The organism is Gilliamella sp. W8136 (genome assembly GCF_016101285.1).
Classification (GTDB): Bacteria; Pseudomonadota; Gammaproteobacteria; order Enterobacterales; family Orbaceae; genus Gilliamella; species Gilliamella apicola_N.
The window spans coordinates 70,955-91,804 of the sequence record NZ_JACFQU010000017.1 but is presented as its reverse complement, the minus strand read 5'-3'; the positions used below and the strand labels follow the sequence as shown (position 1 = coordinate 91,804).

The 20,850-nt window shown below is 34.4% G+C and carries 19 protein-coding genes and 1 riboswitch; of the genes, 5 read left to right on the top strand and 14 right to left on the bottom strand.

Annotated features, from left to right (window positions below):
* Positions 1-76: 76 nt before the first annotated feature.
* Genes H3T96_RS14865 through H3T96_RS12145 form a run of 3 tightly spaced genes read right to left on the bottom strand, consistent with a single transcriptional unit; the run spans position 77 to position 4,315 of the window.
* Complete coding sequence (locus H3T96_RS14865; RefSeq protein ID WP_255519023.1) at positions 77-199, bottom strand: hypothetical protein; 123 nt, start codon at positions 197-199, stop codon at positions 77-79.
* Between the two features lie 55 nt (positions 200-254).
* Positions 255-1,022, bottom strand: a complete 768-nt coding sequence (locus H3T96_RS12150; RefSeq protein WP_144092916.1) for a hypothetical protein — start codon at positions 1,020-1,022, stop codon at positions 255-257.
* Between the two features lie 8 nt (positions 1,023-1,030).
* Complete coding sequence (locus H3T96_RS12145) at positions 1,031-4,315, bottom strand: glycoside hydrolase family protein (RefSeq protein ID WP_144092914.1); 3,285 nt, start codon at positions 4,313-4,315, stop codon at positions 1,031-1,033.
* Between the two features lie 759 nt (positions 4,316-5,074).
* Between H3T96_RS12145 and serB the strand changes: the two genes are divergently transcribed.
* Positions 5,075-6,049 carry a phosphoserine phosphatase gene (serB, locus tag H3T96_RS12140; RefSeq protein ID WP_144092912.1) on the top strand — a complete coding sequence of 325 codons (975 nt, stop codon included), beginning with the start codon at positions 5,075-5,077 and terminating at the stop codon, positions 6,047-6,049.
* Between the two features lie 9 nt (positions 6,050-6,058).
* Positions 6,059-7,435 (top strand): DNA repair protein RadA, encoded by a 1,377-nt coding sequence (gene radA / locus H3T96_RS12135; protein ID WP_025316575.1) that lies wholly within the window; start codon positions 6,059-6,061, stop codon positions 7,433-7,435.
* 75 nt (positions 7,436-7,510) lie between these two features.
* Here the strand turns inward: radA and ppnN are convergent, their stop codons facing one another.
* The gene (gene ppnN / locus H3T96_RS12130) at positions 7,511-8,887 is read right to left on the bottom strand and encodes a nucleotide 5'-monophosphate nucleosidase PpnN (RefSeq protein ID WP_065737918.1); all 1,377 of its coding nucleotides are present in this window, start codon (positions 8,885-8,887) and stop codon (positions 7,511-7,513) included.
* A 264-nt stretch (positions 8,888-9,151) separates the two neighbouring features.
* Between ppnN and H3T96_RS12125 the strand changes: the two genes are divergently transcribed.
* Both H3T96_RS12125 and moaA read left to right on the top strand, forming a co-directional pair.
* A complete protein-coding gene (locus H3T96_RS12125; RefSeq protein ID WP_144092910.1) occupies positions 9,152-9,565 on the top strand; it encodes a hypothetical protein in 414 nt (137 codons plus the stop codon).
* A 73-nt stretch (positions 9,566-9,638) separates the two neighbouring features.
* Positions 9,639-9,764: riboswitch (molybdenum cofactor riboswitch) on the top strand.
* Complete coding sequence (moaA, locus tag H3T96_RS12120; RefSeq protein ID WP_144092909.1) at positions 9,761-10,735, top strand: GTP 3',8-cyclase MoaA; 975 nt, start codon at positions 9,761-9,763, stop codon at positions 10,733-10,735. Its footprint overlaps the riboswitch before it by 4 nt.
* Here moaA and gluQRS read toward each other — a convergent pair.
* The 3 genes from gluQRS to folK all read right to left on the bottom strand — a co-directional run bounded on the left by gluQRS (position 10,715) and on the right by folK (position 12,717).
* Positions 10,715-11,605 (bottom strand): tRNA glutamyl-Q(34) synthetase GluQRS, encoded by an 891-nt coding sequence (gene gluQRS / locus H3T96_RS12115; RefSeq protein WP_144092907.1) that lies wholly within the window; start codon positions 11,603-11,605, stop codon positions 10,715-10,717. The two genes, moaA and gluQRS, sit on opposite strands and share 21 nt — an antisense overlap.
* Before the next feature lie 34 nt (positions 11,606-11,639).
* Positions 11,640-12,095, bottom strand: coding sequence for an RNA polymerase-binding protein DksA (gene dksA, locus H3T96_RS12110; protein ID WP_065604032.1), 456 nt, complete (start codon positions 12,093-12,095; stop codon positions 11,640-11,642).
* Positions 12,096-12,231: 136 nt separating this feature from the next.
* Complete coding sequence (folK, locus tag H3T96_RS12105; protein ID WP_144092905.1) at positions 12,232-12,717, bottom strand: 2-amino-4-hydroxy-6-hydroxymethyldihydropteridine diphosphokinase; 486 nt, start codon at positions 12,715-12,717, stop codon at positions 12,232-12,234.
* 209 nt (positions 12,718-12,926) lie between these two features.
* Between folK and H3T96_RS12100 the strand changes: the two genes are divergently transcribed.
* Positions 12,927-14,282 carry an MmgE/PrpD family protein gene (locus tag H3T96_RS12100; protein WP_144092903.1) on the top strand — a complete coding sequence of 452 codons (1,356 nt, stop codon included), beginning with the start codon at positions 12,927-12,929 and terminating at the stop codon, positions 14,280-14,282.
* 43 nt (positions 14,283-14,325) lie between these two features.
* Here the strand turns inward: H3T96_RS12100 and H3T96_RS12095 are convergent, their stop codons facing one another.
* The 7 genes from H3T96_RS12095 to syd form a co-directional block, all read right to left on the bottom strand.
* Positions 14,326-15,078, bottom strand: coding sequence for an amino acid ABC transporter ATP-binding protein (locus tag H3T96_RS12095; protein ID WP_144092901.1), 753 nt, complete (start codon positions 15,076-15,078; stop codon positions 14,326-14,328).
* A gap of 11 nt (positions 15,079-15,089) precedes the next feature.
* Positions 15,090-15,761, bottom strand: a complete 672-nt coding sequence (locus H3T96_RS12090) for an amino acid ABC transporter permease (protein WP_144092899.1) — start codon at positions 15,759-15,761, stop codon at positions 15,090-15,092.
* The gene (locus H3T96_RS12085; protein WP_144092897.1) at positions 15,758-16,540 is read right to left on the bottom strand and encodes an amino acid ABC transporter substrate-binding protein; all 783 of its coding nucleotides are present in this window, start codon (positions 16,538-16,540) and stop codon (positions 15,758-15,760) included. Before H3T96_RS12085 ends, H3T96_RS12090 begins: the two co-directional genes overlap by 4 nt.
* Positions 16,537-17,061: a GNAT family N-acetyltransferase gene (locus tag H3T96_RS12080; protein ID WP_144092895.1), complete on the bottom strand. Its 525-nt coding sequence runs from the start codon at positions 17,059-17,061 to the stop codon at positions 16,537-16,539. Before H3T96_RS12080 ends, H3T96_RS12085 begins: the two co-directional genes overlap by 4 nt.
* Positions 17,058-18,419 carry an adenylosuccinate lyase gene (gene purB, locus H3T96_RS12075; protein ID WP_144092893.1) on the bottom strand — a complete coding sequence of 454 codons (1,362 nt, stop codon included), beginning with the start codon at positions 18,417-18,419 and terminating at the stop codon, positions 17,058-17,060. The genes H3T96_RS12080 and purB overlap by 4 nt, the downstream gene beginning before the upstream one ends.
* A 304-nt stretch (positions 18,420-18,723) precedes the next feature.
* Entirely contained in the window at positions 18,724-19,899 is a 1,176-nt protein-coding gene (locus H3T96_RS12070; RefSeq protein WP_065737908.1) for an amino acid aminotransferase, read from the bottom strand.
* A gap of 138 nt (positions 19,900-20,037) precedes the next feature.
* Positions 20,038-20,571 (bottom strand): SecY-interacting protein, encoded by a 534-nt coding sequence (gene syd / locus H3T96_RS12065; protein ID WP_086326756.1) that lies wholly within the window; start codon positions 20,569-20,571, stop codon positions 20,038-20,040.
* Between the last annotated feature and the right edge of the window lie 279 nt (positions 20,572-20,850).

The following is a 20,850-nucleotide window of genomic DNA, read 5'->3' as shown; positions in this document are numbered from 1 at the left end:
CTCTCTATTGGACTAACATCACTAAAAACATTGTTACTCATAAATATTAATATAAATAGTAGAACTTTCTTCATTACTATAATCCATTTGCGAAAAATTTAGCTTTATCTTCTCTTCTTTTCAATAATCCTTTGTTATCTGGATCTTTTTCCCATAATCTTTTCATAGTTCTAAATAAATCAGGAGTCATTAAGCTCATTATTTGGTAATTCCTCTATTTCTTTTTATTTTGTTAATTTTATACGCAAAAATTTTTAGTAAGGTGTGATTAAAGGCATATCATTATGTAACTCAATAGTGTATTCATACATAATATCTATTAAACATTTTTCGTCAGTACATAAATCTCTTTTTTTAATAAATTCTTTCTGTCTGTTGCTAATTTCGCCGAACTCTTTCAAAGAATCATTGTAGACATAATCCTTTCTTATATTGAAATAGATATCATGAATACTTTTATCTAACCCGGAAAGATACATATTTTGACAGATCAGTTTTTCGGATAATTTTTTGGCATTATGACAAGAAAAACTAGGTTTAACGTTCTCTTTTTCTATACTTTTTAACTCTAAGATTGAATCATAAGTATTTATTATTAAATATTCATTCTTTTTTTTCTCAAAAAGTGTCCAAGTTTCATTGATATTGGGACAATAAATATCTATTTGATTTATTGGTTGTTCTATTTCAATATCAAAAGATTTTGCTGTTAAAATTTCATCTTTATTTCTTGCCATATTATTATTGAGTAAGTGATCAAAATTAATCTTAAATTTTTTAATATTATAATTTAAGCAAGTTTCAATGTTACTATCTGAAAAAACATTCGTTTTTATACTATGTTCATCTAATTCAAATATTCTATAAAGATATATTGGATCATCTGAAGTTACTTTTTTTGTATGGATTGTATCGCTAATGTATACTTTTGATACAATCCAAGTTTTAGTATGATCTGCTTTTGTTAAAAATGAAATAAATGATAAAAATAGAAAAATTAATAAATAAAAATAACGAAACATATTCTTTCCTAATAAATTTTTGTTGCATATATACCTTTTTCAAATAATTCTCTTTCTTTTTTTCTTCTTTTTACCAACCCCCCAACTACTTGACCTTTTGCTTTATTAAATTTTTCTAAAACATCCATTGCCGCTTTCTTTTTTCCTGCGTTAAGATATGTTATCATTTCTTTTGCTATTGAGCCCCTATTATAAGCAAATGAAACTAAAGCATCGTATTCATATTGTTTCAAATTAATTTTTATTACTTTATCAACTCTATTTTCATATGTAGGTATTATCTTTATTAATAATGCTTTTTCTTGTTCTTCAGTTAATGAGATAAGGCCTTTATTTTTGCTCATAAAATCCTTAATTTCAGCATCATTTTTTAGGCCTCCTGCTTTTGATACTTTTTGGGCTATATCATATGAAACACCTATTGCTAAAAGATCTTGTAAAATACTTTCTGAACTTCTAAATTTCATATCATATCCAGGTCCTAATGTAATTCCGCTACCTGAATGAGGCCAGTGTAATTTATTCGAAACATTTTTTACTGCCTCTGCTAAATAGATGAAATCCAAACCTTTTTTAGATGTTTTTAATTTACTTTTTTTATTATTATCAAACGTCTGCATAGCTATTGCATTCATATACCATACCATACCGTTAGGTTCTAATGTAGCTGAGGTTGTTTGTTTTGCAGAATCTGATGATTTATTCGATGAATTTTTACTCATGGCATTTGTATTATTTTGTTTCGCTAAACCTTTTGCAACATCATCCCACCATAACATTTTAATTATTTTCTCTTTTTCTTTATCCCATTTTCCCACTCTATTTTCTAACGTTTTTAGTTGAACATAGGCGTTATGTTCTTTTTGGCTTAAATTATCTAATATCGGATTGGCGATGGTTTGGAGAATATTCCTCAAATTGATTAGTCCATTTTTAACATTTTTTCGTTCACTTTCATCTAATGTGTTTATGTAAGCATCTAGGCATGCTTTATACCCTTCTTTCAAATAATCAAAGACATTTTTTGCATCTGCATTAAATTCACTGTCTAAGGCATCCCATCTGGGCATTTTTCCTTGTGCATCAATTTCACTATACCATTCACTTTCGCTCTGAATCAGTAAACGTGAAAGTGCCGATGATAATTGTGGTTTATCTTTGATTCCGTTGAAACTTTTTGCATCTATCTTAGCATATTTTTTTTGGTCTAAATGATATTGCCTATCTAAAATTGCTAACGTCTCTTTTAGCGTTGGTTTATAGGCCTCAAGAGATGCATTGTCTCTAGATGAGGACTTTTTGACATCTAAATAAAATTCTTTTGTAGTCGCCTTTTCTTCTATCAGCTTAAAATCAAACCAATCCCAACAACTCACTTTTTTTACGCCTTCACTATTTATGGCTAACCAACCACGAATAGGAGCATTATTTTTATCAAGAGCATGCTCTATAAAAAACCATAATATGCCATCTTTATCAATAGCTCGATGACTCAACTTTTTAAAGACTCCATTATTAATATCAAGTAATAATGGAGTATCAATAATCGAACTGTTATTCGCTAATTCGCTTGCCTGTAATGGATATTCACTCCAGGCTTTTTTATCAGTCGCTAAAGAGATATTACCCTTTGCATTTATGCTTTTTGATATCTCTTCACTATTTTCTATCCATGCCGTTTTTTTCTTAGTTTTGGATACTGTGATTTCGACTTGTAACCATTTGATATTGATATTTTTACTGATTACTTTAATCTCAGTATGTTGCCCCACATCTGTGTCTGCATCTTTCGGTGATTTAAGTAGTTTTGCTTGTTTCGAAATACCTAATAAGGTCTTCTCTTCCTCAGGAAGTTTACTGGCCTCTGCACGAGTTTGTGCAATAAAGTTAGGCAGGTCATCACAGGTAAAACATTCAACATGCAAGTTGGTTTCGCATTTAATTTCAGCACTGTTCTGGGAAAGTGATATCTGAGGGGTATGGTCATGCCCAATATGCCCAATCACATCACCTGCTTTTATTGGAGATGGTGTATCTAATACAACCACTTCATTGTATTTTTTACCTCGGGAAATTCTTTCAAGGCAATCAAACCAAATTTTTGTGTTTCCCTTTGGTAAAGGAATGGTGGGTTTACCATCCCGAATCACTTCAGTTAACTCAACATAACGTTTTGCTTTTTTATTTCCCGATATTTTAACTTGGGTTCCTCCAGGTAGCATTGATAAAATTTTTTTATCTTTTCGAACTCTTAATCCTTTAGAACTCGCACATGTAGCATTAAACTCTTTTGTTAGTATGCTAAGCTCTGTAGATTGACCTGAAAGAAGTTTTTTGTGCTCATTTAATCCTAAAATCTCAAATTCTTGCGAGGTCATCTCTTTACCAATAAAAATCCAACCTAAAATGTCTGTTTGAGCCTCACCTTGAGAGTGTTTAATTGATTTTAACTCGGGAATAGAGGAATAACCTTCCGCTAAGCTTGTAACAGCATACCAATTATGATTTTCGTCATGTAAATCAAGATTTAAATTTACTTTGGTACCGACTTGTAATACTGCTAATATACTGTCATTTTTTGAATTGTCCGCTTTATCGCGAATACATAACCCTTCTACCTTATTCAATTCTTTATGGTTAGGCAGTACACGATAAATATCTTGTTCCCAAAATGAAGGTGTTGGCATTTTAGAATTTTTATCATAAAAGGCGGTATCGGCCAGATGCATATAAAGGCTATAAAAATAGAGTTGATGTGGTGGCAGTTTTTCTTTTTCAGCTTCGGCTGCTTTGTTTTCTGATTCAGTATCAGCTTTATCTGCCGTTGAATTAGTAGGAGTTGCAGTATCATTTGTCTTAGAAGCAGAAGATGCGGGAGAATTATCTTCAGCAGGTTTTTCTGTTGTTGAACTATTTTCGGCATTAGGCTCTGTTGATTGTTTTTTTTCTTCAACTCGCTCCATTTCGAGTAGATGACGTACCAAAACAAAACCTGTTGAGTAGAAAGCAACTGTATCTCCGTAGCTAATATTTTGATAGTTATCATTAATTCGATAAGCAACTACTTCACCATCGGCAATACAATGAACCTTTCGTTCGTTTTCATCACCTAATTCTTTAAGTACTGTTTTATCAAAGTGAATACCCATATGCATAAGATTAGTAGCACTAACTGGATAAAATCCTGATGAAGTTGACATTAATGCTGCATAATAGTCATCGGCAGTGATAGGTTCTTTTTTACTATTAATGATAACAGGAAATGTCCATTGTTTTACTGGTGATAATGTCATTGTTCATTCCTTAAACTATGAAGTTATTATGATAATTATTTATTAAACGTAGTATGGTAACAATAAAAACATCTTTAAATTTAGGATTGTTGTTCTCCGATGCCTTACATGTCATTTTAAGTATTATTTGTTTATTTAAGCTAAACATGAACATCACAAATATAGTCCATAAGTTAAAACGCTATGAAATTAACTTGTGATAAAAAACAATCTAAAGTTGTTTGTAAAAATACATTATTCAGCATAATTTGCAATCTTTTTTTGAAAAAAATTTTTAATTTAAATTAGATAGATAACTTATTAATGACAGTAATAAATTAACGCAATACCAGTTAAAAATTGATTTCCAAGCGGCAGCAAAAAAGGTTGAATAGAATTTATACGTTACGGATGTTGTATAAATTGATATTCAGTCATTATCTTTAAACATTAATTTTTACTGAAACGTATGCATAACCTGAAACTTTTTGACAAAAATAGTCATCTATTCATGATAAAAATAGGGATATCTAAAAAATTATTGAAAGGAGTTGGTTAAAATTGAGATGTGATCGAATAGTCAGGTTTAGATTGACTTAAAATATAATTATAATAGATTTTTTGTAAAAAATATTCAGGAGTCTATACCGTTTCAAATTTTGGGTATATTGATATTTGTATTTAAACGTTGAATGTAAGATAAGCTAAATCCCAATTTGGACAATCTTTTATAGATATGTTAAATTTTGGCTTCGTTTTACGTTATAATGATTTTCTGATATGGCTTACACACTCACCTATAATGATTTACCTGAGAATATTCAAGATTGGCAAGGATTACCACTTTCTTTAAATGGCTGTGAGGTTGTTCCACTTGATTACAATGCAGGTAAAACCGGTTGGATTATTTATGGAAAGAAATTAAATAAAACAATATTATCAACATTTCAAAATAAACTGGCTATGCCAATGGTGATTGTGTCATCTTGGAAAATTAAAACCTATCAAATTGTACGAATCGCTGGGGTGATGCCTAAAAAAGCTAAATCTATTTCACTTACTTTAGGTATTGATGTTGCACCCATTGATAATTTACCAACGTTGCATTCTCCTGGTTTACTTGTCATGGATATGGATTCAACTACAATCGGTATTGAATGCATTGATGAATTAGCCAAACTGCATGGGGTTGGGGAGCAAGTTGCTGCCGTTACTGAACAAGCTATGCGCGGAGAGCTAGATTTTTCAACGAGTTTACGTAAAAGAGTTGCAACATTAAAAGGTGCTCATCAAAACATCTTACAAGAAGTGAAAGATAAACTACCACTTACGCCAGGTCTAACTTATTTAGTTCGTGAGTTATACAAAAAAAATTGGCATGTTGCCATTGCCTCTGGGGGCTTTACCTATTTTGCAGATCATCTCAAACAAAAATTAAAATTAGTTGATGTTTATGCAAATCAATTAGAAATTAAAAATGAAAAATTAACCGGCAAAGTAATTGGTGATATTGTTGATGCTAAATACAAAGCAAGAACATTGCAGCAATTAGCTGCCTCGCTTGATATTCCAATCGAGCAAACCGTAGCAATTGGCGATGGGGCAAATGATTTAATGATGATCCGCATTGCAGGTCTTGGGGTGGCTTATCATGGTAAACCCAAAGTTGTTGAAAAGGCGAGAATTAGTATTAATTATGCAGATTTGACTGGTCTATGGTGTATTTTATCCACCAGTTTATTAAGTGAAGGTTAGGAGAATAATTTGGCAAAATCCGTTAAACGTGCTTATGTGTGCAATGATTGTGGCGCAGATTATCCGCGTTGGCAGGGGCAATGTAGTGCGTGTCACGCTTGGAACACGATTACTGAAGTTAGGTTAGCCAGTACTTCATCACGTAATGACAGATTAACAGGTTATGCGGGTGGGGCAGGTCAAGCTAAAATTCAAAAGCTATCAGAAATAAGTTTAGAAGCCTTACCAAGATTTTCAACTGGATTTTCTGAATTCGATCGCGTATTAGGTGGCGGAGTTGTACCGGGTAGTGCCATATTAATTGGTGGTAACCCAGGTGCTGGTAAAAGTACTTTATTGCTACAGACCATGAGTAAACTATCAGCCCAAATGAATACCTTGTATGTAACAGGTGAAGAATCACTACAACAAGTTGCTATGCGTGCACATCGTTTAGGTTTACCAACCGATAATATTAATATGTTATCTGAAACCAGTATTGAACAAATTTGTCTGTTGGCTGAACAGTCGCAACCTAAGCTTATGGTTATTGACTCTATTCAAGTGATGCACCTTGCCGATATACAATCTTCACCAGGTAGTGTTGCACAAGTGCGAGAAACCGCAGCCTATTTAACACGCTTTGCCAAAACGAAAGGGATTGCCATTATTATGGTTGGACATGTGACTAAAGATGGCTCACTAGCAGGTCCAAAAGTCCTTGAGCACTGTATTGACTGTTCTATTTTATTAGATGGCGATGCCGATTCTCGTTTTAGAACACTACGCAGCCATAAAAACCGTTTTGGTGCAGTAAATGAACTGGGTGTATTTGCCATGACAGAACAAGGTTTAAAAGAGGTCAGTAATCCATCGGCGATATTTTTAAGTCGCGGTGATGAGATGTTGCCTGGCAGTTCTGTTATGGTACTTTGGGAAGGCACGCGCCCACTGTTGGTTGAGATTCAAGCTTTAGTTGATCACTCTATATATGGTAATCCTAGACGTGTTACTGTTGGACTTGACCAAAATAGATTAGCGTTATTATTGGCTGTCTTGCACCGTCATGGTGGGTTACAAATGGCCGATCAAGATATATTTGTTAATGTTGTCGGTGGTGTAAAAGTTACCGAAACTAGTGCTGATTTAGCCTTGATTGCTGCATTAGTATCAAGTTTTCGTAATCGTCCTTTACCGCAAGATGTCGTAATTTTTGGTGAAATTGGCTTAGGTGGTGAAATTCGCCCAGTACCAAGTGGGCAAGAGAGAATTTCTGAGGCCGCTAAACATGGCTTTAAAAAAGCGATTGTGCCGATTGCCAATATGCCGAAAAAGAAACCTGACAATATGCAGATTTTTGCAGTGAAGAAAGTGTCAGAAGCTTTAGATATTTTGAGTGACTTTTAAAGTTACGTTTAATAAAAATTTTCCGCCGATTCTATTTTCGGCGGAATATTATAAAAGATGTGTTTTGACTTTCTGTTAATAACAAATCTCATAACATGGTTGGTAAGCGGTTCCTCCCGGTAGTTTCATACGATCTTGTTTTACAAAGCTTCTTAATAAATTATCGAGTTGTTTCATAATTTCAGGATCACCTTGTAATTTATATCGACCATGTTCGGCTATTTGTTTCATTCCAAATTCTTTTACATTACCAGCAACAATGCCCGAAAACGCTCGGCGTAAATCCGCCGCAAGTAATTCGACAGGTTGATTTCTATGCAGATTTAATGCTGCCATGTTTTCATGCAGTGGTTCAAAAGGACGTTGTAGGGATTCATCAATTTTCAATAGCCAGTTAAAACCATAGGCATCACCCGTTTTTAAGCGCGAAGATTTTACATGTTTTACGCCATCTTTCATAATACGAGCAACTTGTTCAGGTGAGTCGATCACAATTTGATAAAGCTTGGTTGCTTCTTCACCTAATGTATTACGTATAAAATCATCAATAGCAGCAAAATAGCTTTCACACTCTTTAGGACCAGTTAAAATCAGTGGAAGAGTTTGGTTTTTATTGGCTGGGTTCAACATGATACCAAGAATATAAAGTAACTCTTCAGCCGTTCCCGGCCCACCTGGAAATATAATAATACCGTGCGCCATTCGTACAAAAGCTTCAAGACGTTTTTCAATATCCGGCATAATAATTAGTTCATTGACTAAAGCATTTGGTGGCTCAGCGGCGATAATAGAAGGTTCGGTCATACCAATAAATCGACTATCTTTATAACGCTGTTGTGCATGACCAACAGCCGCACCTTTCATTGGTGCTTCCATAATACCTGGACCACATCCCGTACAAATATTGAGTTCACGTAGCCCAAGTTGCATACCAACTTGACGAGCATAATAATATTCGTTTTCATTAATGGAATGTCCACCCCAACAAACAATGAGATTCGGTTCCTCACCAACATGGAGTGCATTAGCATTACGTAAAATAGAAAAAACAAGATTGGTGATGTAATAGGAATGTTCTTTTTCAAGTTTGTCATTAGGAACCAAATGTTTTATTGCCATTATTTGGCTATTTAAAAAAAGAATATCACGTAAAACCGCAAATAGATTAGCTTGAATTGAGCGAATGATTCGTTTATCTACAAATGCACTTTCGGGGGCATTAATAAGCTCTAACTTAACCCCACGTTCTTTACTAATAACATTAATTTCAAAAGATTGGAATCTATCTAACAGATCTTTAGTATTATCGGTTTTACTGCCTGCATTGAGTGTTGCTAAAGAACAATTTCTAAACAACTGATAAAGATCACTATTGGCTGATTTTTTTAAAATATCAACTTCTGCTTGAGCAAGTAAGTCCATTGATCCTAATGGGCTAATATGGGTAATCATTACAACCTCCATTTGACGGTTTTATCGGCAAAAAATCATTATATATTCAAACAGAATAAAGAATAAGTAAAGCTGATAATAGCTTAATTTATAAATAACTTAATTAATACCAAATGAAAAAATAAAATTGTTCTTCTTTTATCCAATTTTTTCAATATGGTATTTAACAATGATTTAAAGGTAAACGTAGTATAAAATTATTTCAATTTTAGTTATTAAGTAATGATGTTATCAATGAAAACTGATTTTTGATTATTTAGATGGATGGTCAGTCAGCTAAGAAAGGATTTTTATTATTCTTCATTTAAACAATTGGAATCAGGATCGCCTGTAGCTGATAAGATTTTTGCAACTTTAGGCTATGTTAATCCTAAAAATTTTGCAATAGAAAGAGAATGTGATTTTTTTATTGATAAATTCAATTTTTTATATAAACAATATAAAGCTAACTATAGTGGTTCATTAACAGATGAAGAAGAATTGTATGAAGAGTTTACCGATTATTATAGAAATCAACAATCGGATAATGATACTGAGGATGATATTTTACTAAAACGATTTTTAAGTGACGAGCCACCAGGAAAAATGTGGGTTTATATTTATCGAACAGCAACGGTTATTCCTAGCTACATAACGGTTATTCATACCGAGGATAATAATGACAAAGTCGAATCTTAGATAAAAAACAAATTGATTTTTATTATTATGATATTAAATAATTGCTCATAGTCAATAAATTAAGACTGTGCTAGACTTAACCAAACTCTGAAGCTATTTTACCTAAGTGATAATGTTATTCATATGGTCAATTAGCCGCGGTATAGCGCAGAAATGGCTATGCTTCCCGATTTGGATAAGGTGTTTAAATTATATATGCAATTAGTTGATAACTATCAACGGCGATTTCAATATTTGCGTTTATCGATTACTGAGCTGTGTAATTTTCAGTGTCAGTATTGTTTACCAAATGGTTATCGACCTAATAAAAATCATACGTTTCTTTCGCTTAATGAAATTGATAATGTTGTATCTACGTTCACTGAACTTGGTGTGCATAAAATTCGTTTAACTGGTGGAGAACCCACATTACGACGCGATTTTATTGATATTTTGTCAATTATTTCCTCTTATTCTCGTATTAAAGAGCTGGCAATTACCACCAACGGATCGCGTTTATTAAAAAATATTGCACATTGGCAACAAGCTGGACTGAATGCGATTAACATCAGTATTGATAGTCTATCTCCACATTTATTCAAATTAATTACCGGCCAAGATAAACTCAAAGAGCTAATGCAATGTGTTGAAAAATCATTGGAAGTTGGTATAAAAAAGGTCAAAATTAATACCGTTCTGATGAAAAATATGAATGATAATCTTGATGATTATTTGTTATGGATTAAACATCGCCCTGTAGAATTACGGTTTATTGAGTTGATGGAAATAGGCGATAGTGATGATGTGTTTAAACGATATCATACCACAGGTAGTATAATTGAATCACAGCTCATTGCTCAAGGTTGGCAGTTACAGCCCAAAATGCCATTGTCAGGACCTGCCAAAGTATATGTACATAACGATTACCAAGGTAAAATTGGGCTAATTATGCCGTATTCCAAAGATTTTTGTAAAAGTTGTAATCGATTGCGAGTTTCATCGCTTGGTAAATTACACTATTGCCTGTTTGGTGATGCAGCCGTTGATTTACGTGATTTGTTGGTAAGCCCTGAGCAAAAAACACAATTAAAAACCAGAATTTTTGCTTCATTAATGATCAAACCAGAAAAGCATTTGCTACATGAGCATCATGTTGGTATTACACCAAATTTATCCTATATTGGTGGCTAATTGGATATTTTGTTTAGGGACATTTGTGATCTGCCAATGTTGTATTGCCCAATCTAAAAGTTGTTGTTGGGTTGCATCTTGCCAATCTTTTGGCACTTTTTGCCCTAAAAATTGCAAAGCTTGAACTGTTAACGCTTTAAGGTTGTTTAAATCGATAGGGCGGGCATAATTTTGTTTTGAAAGCTTATTACCATTCTTATCTAAAGCTAATGGTAAATGGCAGTACGTCGGTACACTAAAACCAAATAGCTGATAAAGTGAAATTTGTTTGGTTGTGACGGGTAAAAGATCCGCACCCCGTACTATTTCTGTAATGCCTTGCTCATGATCATCAAGTACAACCACTAGATTATAAGCAAATAAACCATCTTTGCGATGAATAATAAAATCTTCTAAGGCATCTGCTAGTTGGGCAGTTTGTTCGCCTCGGATTTTGTCAGTAAAAGTTAAAACTGGATGATTTTGTTTTATACGAATAGCCAATTGATCTTTATCTTTAACTGACAATAGTCGATTACGGCAAAAACCGTCATAAATTCTATTTGCTAAATTGTGAATTCGTTGCCTTGTGCAATTACAATAATATGCTTGTTGTTTATTGAGTAGCGATTGCAGGACAGCTTGATAACGCTCACTACAGTTTGATTGATATAAAATCTCATCATCCCAATATAAATGAAGAGCTTCAAGCGTTTTTAGAATGAGAGATGATGCCCCTTTAACTTCTCTAGGTGGGTCGATATCTTCAATGCGAACAAGCCACTTACCAAAACAGGATTTGGCCTGTAAGTAGCTACCTAAAGCCGTCACCAACGAACCAAAATGTAATGGTCCCGAAGGTGAGGGGGCAAAACGACCAATATATTGCATGGGCGTATTAAGTAAACAAGTAGATTAAATGGAATTATATACCCATTTGTTTTTCACGAAGTTCAGCTAATGTTTTACAATCGATGCATAAATCAGCCGTTGGTCGTGCTTCTAAACGGCGAATACCAATTTCAACGCCACAAGATTCACAAAAACCAAAATCATCTATTTCGATTTTCTTCAATGTTTTTTCAATTTTCTTAATGAGTCGACGTTCTCTATCGCGAGCACGTAACTCAAGACTGAACTCCTCTTCTTGAGTTGCTCGGTCAGCTGGATCTGGAAAATTTGCAGCCTCATCTTGCATGTGAGAAACAGTTTTACCCATTTCACCTTGTAATTGTGAAAGCCATGCTTCTAAGATAAGTTTAAAATGTTTCAATTGGTTAGGATTCATATACTCCTCACCTTTTGCCTCTTTATAAGGCTCAAGTCCTGCAATTGAAAGCAGGCTAAGCGAAGAGGTATTTACTTTTTGTTCCTTTTTCAAAACAATCCCCTTATGTACAGATTATTTGCAGGCGGTAAACTATAGCAATAATTTAGCCTTTGGCAAATTTTTTTTAATTATTTTTTGCGTTAAATGGGGGTAAAATAAAACAACTCCATGTTATTAAACAAAATAATTAATTATTCCACTTTATTAAACCATTGAGGGGGCATTTAACCACTAACTCGTGCAGTTTATCGTTATCAGGTAAAATTAAATCCGGTGCGATATCAAACAGTGGATAAAGAACAAATTCTCTGTTTTTCATATGGTAATGAGGAATGGTTAATCGATCACTATCCATTATTAAATCATCATACAATAAAATATCCAAATCCAAGGTTCTTGCTCCCCAGCGGTTGTCTTTACGAACACGCCCTTGCGATTTCTCGATTGCTTGCAGTTCGTCAAGTAAAGCGATTGGTGGCAAATTTGTGGACAGTTTAATAACAGCATTGAGATAGTCGTTTTGGTCTTTAGGACCTAATGGTTTGCTACGGTAAAATGGTGAAACAGCTAAAATATGAGTATCAGGTAATTGTTTTAATGCGGTAATAGCCTGATTGGCTTGTGCAAATGGATCATCCAAATTGCTACCTAAAGCGATATAACAAATTGACATAATGGATTTAATTTTTGTGGTGTTAGATGTAATGTTATGCTCATATTTTAACATATAAATTAAAAGTAAAAAAAGAGATATCCAAAGTCTAAAAGTTATGACTAAAAGTTATTAAAATATAACCATATAGTCTTTAACTTATTACTTTTTATACGTTATGGTAATTAAGATCAGTTTCTTATATAACGATATATTTTTTGAGATGGAAAATGAATTTAGGTCAGCAATTGAGTTTTTTAATAGCAAATACCCCCATCATTAATGACCCTAAGACGATTGAATGTGCAATCAATGGTGTGATTGATTATTTTGCGAGTAGTTTACAAGCTCGTCATGAAGTCGATATCCATCGATTGCTCAATTGGATTGATAACGAAGGGGGCAACGCTAAAGCTTGGTTAGTGGGGCAAAAAAAATTAGTGACAGCTCGGCAAGCGGCACTATTTAATGGTTTTCAAGCACATTGTTTAGACTATGATGATGTCCATTCAGATGTGCGTGGACATCCATCCGCCGTTATTTTATCAGCACTATTTGCTAGTGTTCAATTAGATAAAGTTCAATATCATATTGATGGTAAGCGTTTTTTAACCGCTTATGTTATTGGTATTGAAGTTATGGCGCGATTGGGCAAAAGCGTTAATCCTAAACATTATGAGAGAGGATGGCATACAACCCTTACCTTAGGCGGTATTGCTGCCACAGCCGCCATTTGTTACCTTTATAATGAACCTTTTTTGTCGCAAGCTTTGACATTGGCGGCGACTCAGGCATCTGGTCTGCGTTTGGTTATGGGTACCCCTATTAAGTTTTTACATGCAGGATTAGCCGCTCAGCATGCGATACAATCGGTTGAATGGTTACGCGTTGGAATAACGGCTGAGAGAGACTTTTTAGATGATAAATTAGGATTTTTAGCTGTTTTTGGACAGGGTAATAATTTCGATTTAAGTCAGTGGGGAGCTGTTTGGAAAATTGTTGAGCCTGGACTATGGTTTAAAACTTACTGTTTTTGTTCTGCTGCTGCGTATGTTGCTGATGCAGGTAAGCTACTTTATCAACATCAACAATTGAATGTTCACCATATTAGCCGTATTACCCTATTTTTTTCGCCAGCAAACAGCGATGCCGCATTAATCTATAATAATCCTTTATTGGCCGAGCAGGGGCGGTTTTCAGCCGAATATATTTTAGCGTTAACTCTATTAGGTTTTCCTCTTAATTTTGAGCAATTCAGTCCAAATCCTATTCCAGAACAGATTCAAGCACTGATGCAAAAAATGCAGCGTAGTTATCAAATTAATCTTGCGCCCCATGCTGACGCCTATAACAGTCGTTATGTTGTGATAGAAATTGAGTTAGATACAGGGAAAAAAATTAGACAACGTATTGATGTTCCCAAAGGATCGCCTAAAAATCCTTACAACCAAACAGAGATGTTATTAAAACTAACGGATGCAATTAAAGAACAACAAAAAGCGATGAATTTATTAACTGATATTAAAGAATTAGCCTCAGGTTTAACCGTTAATCAATTTCTAGCACGACATTATTTAACATTGTAAAATGATACATGCTAAATGAGTTCAATTGGTTTACTTGTGCTAACTAAATTTCAAAATCTATTTCATCCGTAATTTGGCGTAAAAAGCGTTGTGTCAGTTCATGTTGTGGATTATCGATAATTGATTTTGCTGGTCCTTCTTCAACAATGACGCCATTTGCCATAAAGATGATACGATCGGCAACGTATTTAGCAAACTCCATTTCGTGCGTGACAATGATCATCGTAATATGTTCTTTAGCTAGCTGTAACATCACTTGCAGCACTTCATGGACTCGTTCGGGGTCGAGTGCTGATGTCGGTTCATCAAATAATAGTACTTTAGGTCTAACTGCCAGTGCTCTAGCTATGGCGACACGTTGTTGCTGGCCACCTGATAAAGTGATTGGATATTGATTTGCGTACGGCAGCATACCAACGCGCTCCAGTAAAGATAGCCCTTGCTGTTTGGCTTTGTCTTTACCTATTTTTTGTCCAACAATTAGTGGGTAGGTAATATTTTCTAATGCAGTTTTATTTTTAAATAAATTATAGTGTTGAAAAACCATTGCTGATTGTTTACGTAAATTTATTTCGTCTTTACAGCGATATTGTTCACTATTTAAGGTAACCGATCCTATTTTGATTGTCCCTGTATTTGGTTTTTCCAGTAAATTTAAACAACGCAACAAGGTTGATTTACCTGAACCCGATGGACCAATAATGGCTACCACTTCGCCTTGTTTAATATTTAAATTAATGTCCTTTAACACTTCATTATCAGCAAAGCGTTTAGACAAATGTGAAACAGAAATCATCACCTTTCTCCTTAACGGTGATAGGGTTTACTGAGCTTGTTCTCAAGCTTCTTTTGTATCCAAGAATAGATAACAACAGTAAACCAATAAACAATACCGACAGCCAAATAAGTTTCAAAATAGAGGAACGAATTGGCCGTTAACATTTTCCCTGCTGCTAATAATTCTTGCACGCCAACAAAAAAAGCCACTGATGAATCTTTAAGCAATGAAATAAACATATTGCCTGTATTGGGAAGGGCATTAACCACTGCTTGTGGCAGAATAATGCCACGATAAACTTGAAAAGTACTAAGGCCTGAGGTTAAGCCAGCTTCTTTTTGCCCGTGATCGACCGATGCTAAACCAGCACGAAAGATTTCAGCTAAATAAGCCGAATATTTTAAACTAAAGCAAATAATCGCCGCTGTCGTTGCGCCCATCTGCTTCAATATCGGGAAAATTTGCGGTAATCCATAGTAAATAATAAACAATAACACAACGGAAGGAATACCACGAAATAATGAAATAAATAGCGCGAACATAGCATCAATCACGATAATCTTATGATTACGTACTAATGCAATCGCTAACCCAAAAACAATGGCAAATAGGATCGAAACGATAGCAATAAAGAGTGTGACTGGCAGATAAGGTAAAATCTGCGGGAACACACTAAAAAAATAAGTTACATTAAAATTCATGAGGTAATATCTTCACCAAAATATTTAATTGCAATTTTTTTCAATGTGCCATTGGTGCGAAGTTTTTCTAAAGCCTGATTGAACTTTTCACGCAGAGCTTGGCCTTTTTCATCTTTACTAAATGGGAACGCTACTTGTTCAATAGTAATAGGATCACCGACCAATTTAAACGGTAAGCTTTTGCGTTTAATTTCGGCAAGTAAGATAGGTTTTGAATTGATATAACCATCAACACGTTGATACTCAGTATCATACATAGCACCATCTCGTGTTTCATAGGTTTTGATTGTAATATCATTATTTGGAAATGCGTTTTTTAAATTATTAATATGATTTGAGCCAAGCACACCAGCAATGGTTTTACCCTTAAAATCAGAAAGTTGGGTGATGTTTTTATTGTCTTTATGTGTAACAATTTGACTGCCATAAAAGCTGTAAGTATTGGAAAAATCATATTTGGCTTCACGTGCAGGGGTAATTGCAACTGCATTGGCAATGGTATCTAAACGTCCTGAATCAAATTGCCCCATTAAACCGCCAAATTCAGCAATCACCCACTCAACTTTATAACCGAGCTCTTTGGCGATAGCTTCAGTTATCTCAACATCAAATCCTACTAATTTATCGTTTTGTTTATAACCATTAGGATAACTTTGCCCTGTGGAACCTACTTTTAGAATATTTTGCTCGGTTGCTTGATTACTGGATTGGTTATCACAACCGACCAACGCTAAACCGGTTAATATTGCAGCGGATAATAATGTTATTATTTTATTCATTGTCTATGGCCCCTATTTTTCCATTCGGTATAGCTTTTTTGATTGAAAATTTTTTCAAAATAAACAGTAGTATGGTCTTCGGTTAAATCGGCTTGTCCAATTGGACTAAAACCTTTTTTGATATACATTTGTGCCAACCATGGGTGATTTTGTGCTGTACCTAAAGTGACGGCTGGTAGTTTTAATTGATTAATCAGGATCTGTTGTTCTACCCAATCCCACAACTGATTGCCATAACCTTGTCCTTTATATTTGGGATCGGTTGCAAACCAACCTAAATGCGGTAATCCATAAGGTCCTGGATTATTTCCCCATGGAAAACGAATACTTAAGGTGGAAACCAATTTACTTTCTTTTTCAAATAGATAAACTGCATTGGATTGTATGTGATGATTAATTTGCTCATCATTTACTGTGGCAGCGGCAAAATGAATTCCCAAATTCGTTGTCATTTGATAAGCATTGTGTAATAAAGCTTGATACGCAGGAATATCGGACTTTGTAATTAAGCGAAAGCTCATGCTAGTACTCCACTTTGCTCAGCATAATTGATAACTTGCTGCACTTTTTCTGGTGCTGAGCCAAGATAGTTGATTGGTTCAAGCCAGCTATCAAGTTCTGCTACAGAAAATTCTTTATTCAATAATGGATCATCTAACAGTACATCTTTAAAATCTCTGTTTTGTTCAAAAGCTTGCATAGCACAGTTATACACCAGATGATGAGCAGTTTGTTTGCCTAAACGCTTACCAATTTCAAACATGACTTTTTCAGATAGCAACAGCCCATTTTGCATTAATAAATTTGCTAACATGCGATCACTATTGACTTTCAAACCTTTAAAAATAGTGAGTGCGGTCTGTAATTGAGCAGAGATGTATAAATTAATTTCGGGTAAGGCAATCCATTCTGCCCGCCAACTCATGGCATCGCGTTCATGTTCAACTTTCATCGATTCGTGGATTAGCGCAACACTTTTTAATAGGGGCGCAGTTAAGCTTGCCAAACCTTCTAAAGCTGCTGGATTACGTTTGTGAGGCATGGTAGTTGAACCGATTTTTCCTTCCGAAAACGGCTCTTCGACTTCATTAATTTCAGTGCGCATTAAGTTATAAAACTCGTTGCCAATTTTGCCTAGTGTGCCACTAATTAAGGCGATGACAGAGCCATATTCCGAAAAACGGTCGCGAGCTGATTGCCAACCGATATTTGGGGTATTAAGGCCAAGGCTCGATAATGCACGTGCTTCAATCATAGGACCAAAATGCCCCATTGATGCATAAGTGCAAACAGCACCACTAATGTTTCCAACTAAAACACGCTGTTTTATTTCAGTTAAACGTTGTAAATGGCGTACAAACTCATCTAACCAAACTGCTAATTTAAAACCAAATGTAGTCGGTAGCGCTTGCATACCGTGAGTGCGCCCAACCATAGGCAGATATTGATATTGTTTTGCTAATCGTTTAAGTTCAATAGCAATAAGTTTGGTATCACGTTCAACAATAGCGAAAGATTGTTTTAATTGTAAAACCGTTGCCGTATCGACAATGTCTTGAGTGGTTGCGCCGTAATGAATAAATTGTCCAGCTTCGCCCACCTGTTTTTGTAGTGCGTTAATCGTCGACATTAACGAGTGTTTCGCTTTCGCGGCTTCGTCAGCAATTTGTTGTAAAGATAATTTCGATGCATCTGCTTTTTTTACAATTTCGTCAGCTACATCAGTTGGGATCACACCTAATTCACCTTCGGCTTTTGCCAAAGCGACTTCTACATCGACTTGCTTTTCTAAACGATTTTGTTCTGACCAAATGGCACGCATTTCACTGGTGCTAAAGTTATTCCCTAAAATTAAAAAATCTAAAACATGTGATGCCACAACAGCCCTCAATTATTTTCTATATTTCATAATTCAATTATTAATAATTAATGGATTAGCGTCTAATAATCAGTTTGTATATTGATATAACTAAAAGGAATAAAAATAGGAAATTAAAATAGAGAATTAAAGAAATAGAGGATTATCCAACATCAGTTAAAAATGAAATTATTTTTATTTAATGGGATATTGTGATTTGAGTGGATTAGGATTTTTATTGTTACTCGCAATAACTAAGGAAATTTAATCATTCCCTTAGTTTTTATTTGAGATTTTGAATCATTATTCAATTTGTTAATGAGTTTTATAATACTTCAACTATTGATTCACAGAGTCTGGACATATTATCAATAGTCATTCCTGCAACATTGATTCGTCCTGAATTAACAATGTAGATGCCATAATCACTGCGTAACTTTAGAACTTGCTCTTCACTTAAGCCACTAAATGAGAACATCCCATTTTGTTTAGCAATAAAGCTAAAATCTTGATTTGCACCTTTATCTTGTAACGTTTTAACAAATAATTGTCGCATACGATGAATGCGTTGACGCATGTTGGTTAATTCATCAATCCACTCTTCTTTTAACTCTTCATTATTTAGAATATAAGAGACAATTTTAGCTCCATGAGCTGGAGGATTAGAATAATTCGCGCGAATAATGGTTTTAACTTGACTAAAAGCACGATCGGCAATTTCGGCATTTGCAGCAATTAATGTAAATGCCCCCACACGCTCGTTATATAACCCAAAGTTTTTTGAATAGGAGCTTGCAATAAGCAATTCAGGTTGATGATTTGCAAATAATCTTAATCCATAAACGTCCTCTTCAATACCTTGCCCAAAGCCTTGATAAGCTAAATCAAACAGAGGCAACCAACCATTTTTTAACGCTAAATCAGAAATAGCTTGCCATTGTTCTGGTGTTGGATCGATACCTGTTGGGTTATGACAGCAACCATGGAATAGTACTGCTTCGCCAGCTGCGACTTGACTTAAACTGCTCATCATGGCATCAAAATCAAGACTATGTGTCTGCGGGTTATAATAGTTGTATTCACGGACTTCAAGACCAGCGGTTTGAAATACACTACGGTGATTAGGCCAAGATGGATTACTTATCCAAATACGTTTGACTTTGGTTCGGCGAGATAAGAAATCAGCCATTATGCGTAGCGCGCCCGTTCCTCCCGGTGCTTGGGCCGTTCTTGCACGTTCATTTTTATTACCAAAAAGCAACGTTTGTGTCGCTTCATTAAATGTACTGGAACCATCAATCGGTAAATAACTTTTAGTGGTTTCGTCGGTTAATAAAAATTGTTCCGCCTTTTTTACACTTTCTAAAATAGGTGTTTTGGTGGTTTCATCCTTGTAAACACCAACACTTAAATTAATCTTATTGGTGCGTTCATCTTTATTATAAAGATCTGCTAGCCCTAAAATGGGATCGGCTGGCGCTGCTGTTAAATATTCAAACATAATTCACCTATCTAATCTAATGACTTTTAACGCATTATATACACATTATTTTATAAGTTACAATTTAGAAAATATTTACTTTTATGGATCGACCTCAGTATTGAGTTATCGCTTGAGTTATAGCTTACTAATTGTTATTTAATTAATAACAATTAGTTTATTTAAAAAAGATGTTAAATCTTGAGTAAGTGTAGTTAACTCTCCTGTAATCAAATCTTCTTTTACAATTTCACCAGTTAAATTGTTCAAAGAAATTATTTCAGTACTTTCATCTGTAGCTGCTATAAAAATGGTTGGAACACGTTTTAATTTTTTTTGTTGGGATAAATGGGCAATTAAATTTTGTTCTAAGTTAGAAAAATCATCATCATTCCAAGCTTGGATTAAAGTTAATTTGATGTCGGCAAATTTAGCTGTCATATTGCCAGCATATTGTGTGCCATAAAAAATATGTGAAGAGGGATGTAAAGTAATGCCTACAACTTCTTCAACTATGGATAAATCTCTTGGTGGTTGTAAGGCAAACGGTTGCCAAAATACGGTAAGTTGTTCGGTTTTTAAAATACAAGGAGAAGGGATTGCATGCAATTCTTCACTTTGTGGGGCGTAATCAAATTGATTTAACCAACGAGTGGTAAATTCAATGAGTGCTGTTTTTTCAGGTATGTCCATAAATTGTTTTTGTCTCTTGTTAACAGTTTTCCTTAATAATTATTATACTGATTAAGATTAGCCTTGCACCATGTAATTCATTGCTTATTTTTAATTATGTGAGATAAGCGTCAGGACAAAAATTTGTAAAGAAGTTTCAGGTTAACATGATGTTTTAGTATAAAGTACTCATATCAGAAAGTGAGATTTTCTTTTTTAGTTGAACAAGATTTATGATAAATACAAAATACCTTGATAACTATTTATAAAATAGCAATTTTAATTTGCTTGCTATCCTTT

Bases quoted from the DNA above. Each gene is read 5' to 3' on its own strand.
- H3T96_RS12100 (WP_144092903.1), top strand. From the start codon at position 12,927: ATGAATTTAGGTCAGCAATTGAGTTTTTTAATAGCAAATACCCCCATC.
- H3T96_RS12150 (WP_144092916.1), bottom strand. From the start codon at position 1,022: ATGTTTCGTTATTTTTATTTATTAATTTTTCTATTTTTATCATTTATT.
- serB (WP_144092912.1), top strand. From the start codon at position 5,075: ATGGCTTACACACTCACCTATAATGATTTACCTGAGAATATTCAAGAT.
- moaA (WP_144092909.1), top strand. From the start codon at position 9,761: ATGCAATTAGTTGATAACTATCAACGGCGATTTCAATATTTGCGTTTA.
- H3T96_RS12145 (WP_144092914.1), bottom strand. From the start codon at position 4,315: ATGACATTATCACCAGTAAAACAATGGACATTTCCTGTTATCATTAAT.
- H3T96_RS12125 (WP_144092910.1), top strand. From the start codon at position 9,152: ATGGTCAGTCAGCTAAGAAAGGATTTTTATTATTCTTCATTTAAACAA.
- syd (WP_086326756.1), bottom strand. From the start codon at position 20,571: ATGGACATACCTGAAAAAACAGCACTCATTGAATTTACCACTCGTTGG.
- H3T96_RS12070 (WP_065737908.1), bottom strand. From the start codon at position 19,899: ATGTTTGAATATTTAACAGCAGCGCCAGCCGATCCCATTTTAGGGCTA.
- ppnN (WP_065737918.1), bottom strand. From the start codon at position 8,887: ATGATTACCCATATTAGCCCATTAGGATCAATGGACTTACTTGCTCAA.
- H3T96_RS12090 (WP_144092899.1), bottom strand. From the start codon at position 15,761: ATGAATTTTAATGTAACTTATTTTTTTAGTGTGTTCCCGCAGATTTTA.
- folK (WP_144092905.1), bottom strand. From the start codon at position 12,717: ATGTCAATTTGTTATATCGCTTTAGGTAGCAATTTGGATGATCCATTT.
- gluQRS (WP_144092907.1), bottom strand. From the start codon at position 11,605: ATGCAATATATTGGTCGTTTTGCCCCCTCACCTTCGGGACCATTACAT.
- H3T96_RS14865 (WP_255519023.1), bottom strand. From the start codon at position 199: ATGAGCTTAATGACTCCTGATTTATTTAGAACTATGAAAAGATTATGG.
- H3T96_RS12080 (WP_144092895.1), bottom strand. From the start codon at position 17,061: ATGAGCTTTCGCTTAATTACAAAGTCCGATATTCCTGCGTATCAAGCT.
- H3T96_RS12085 (WP_144092897.1), bottom strand. From the start codon at position 16,540: ATGAATAAAATAATAACATTATTATCCGCTGCAATATTAACCGGTTTA.
- H3T96_RS12095 (WP_144092901.1), bottom strand. From the start codon at position 15,078: ATGATTTCTGTTTCACATTTGTCTAAACGCTTTGCTGATAATGAAGTG.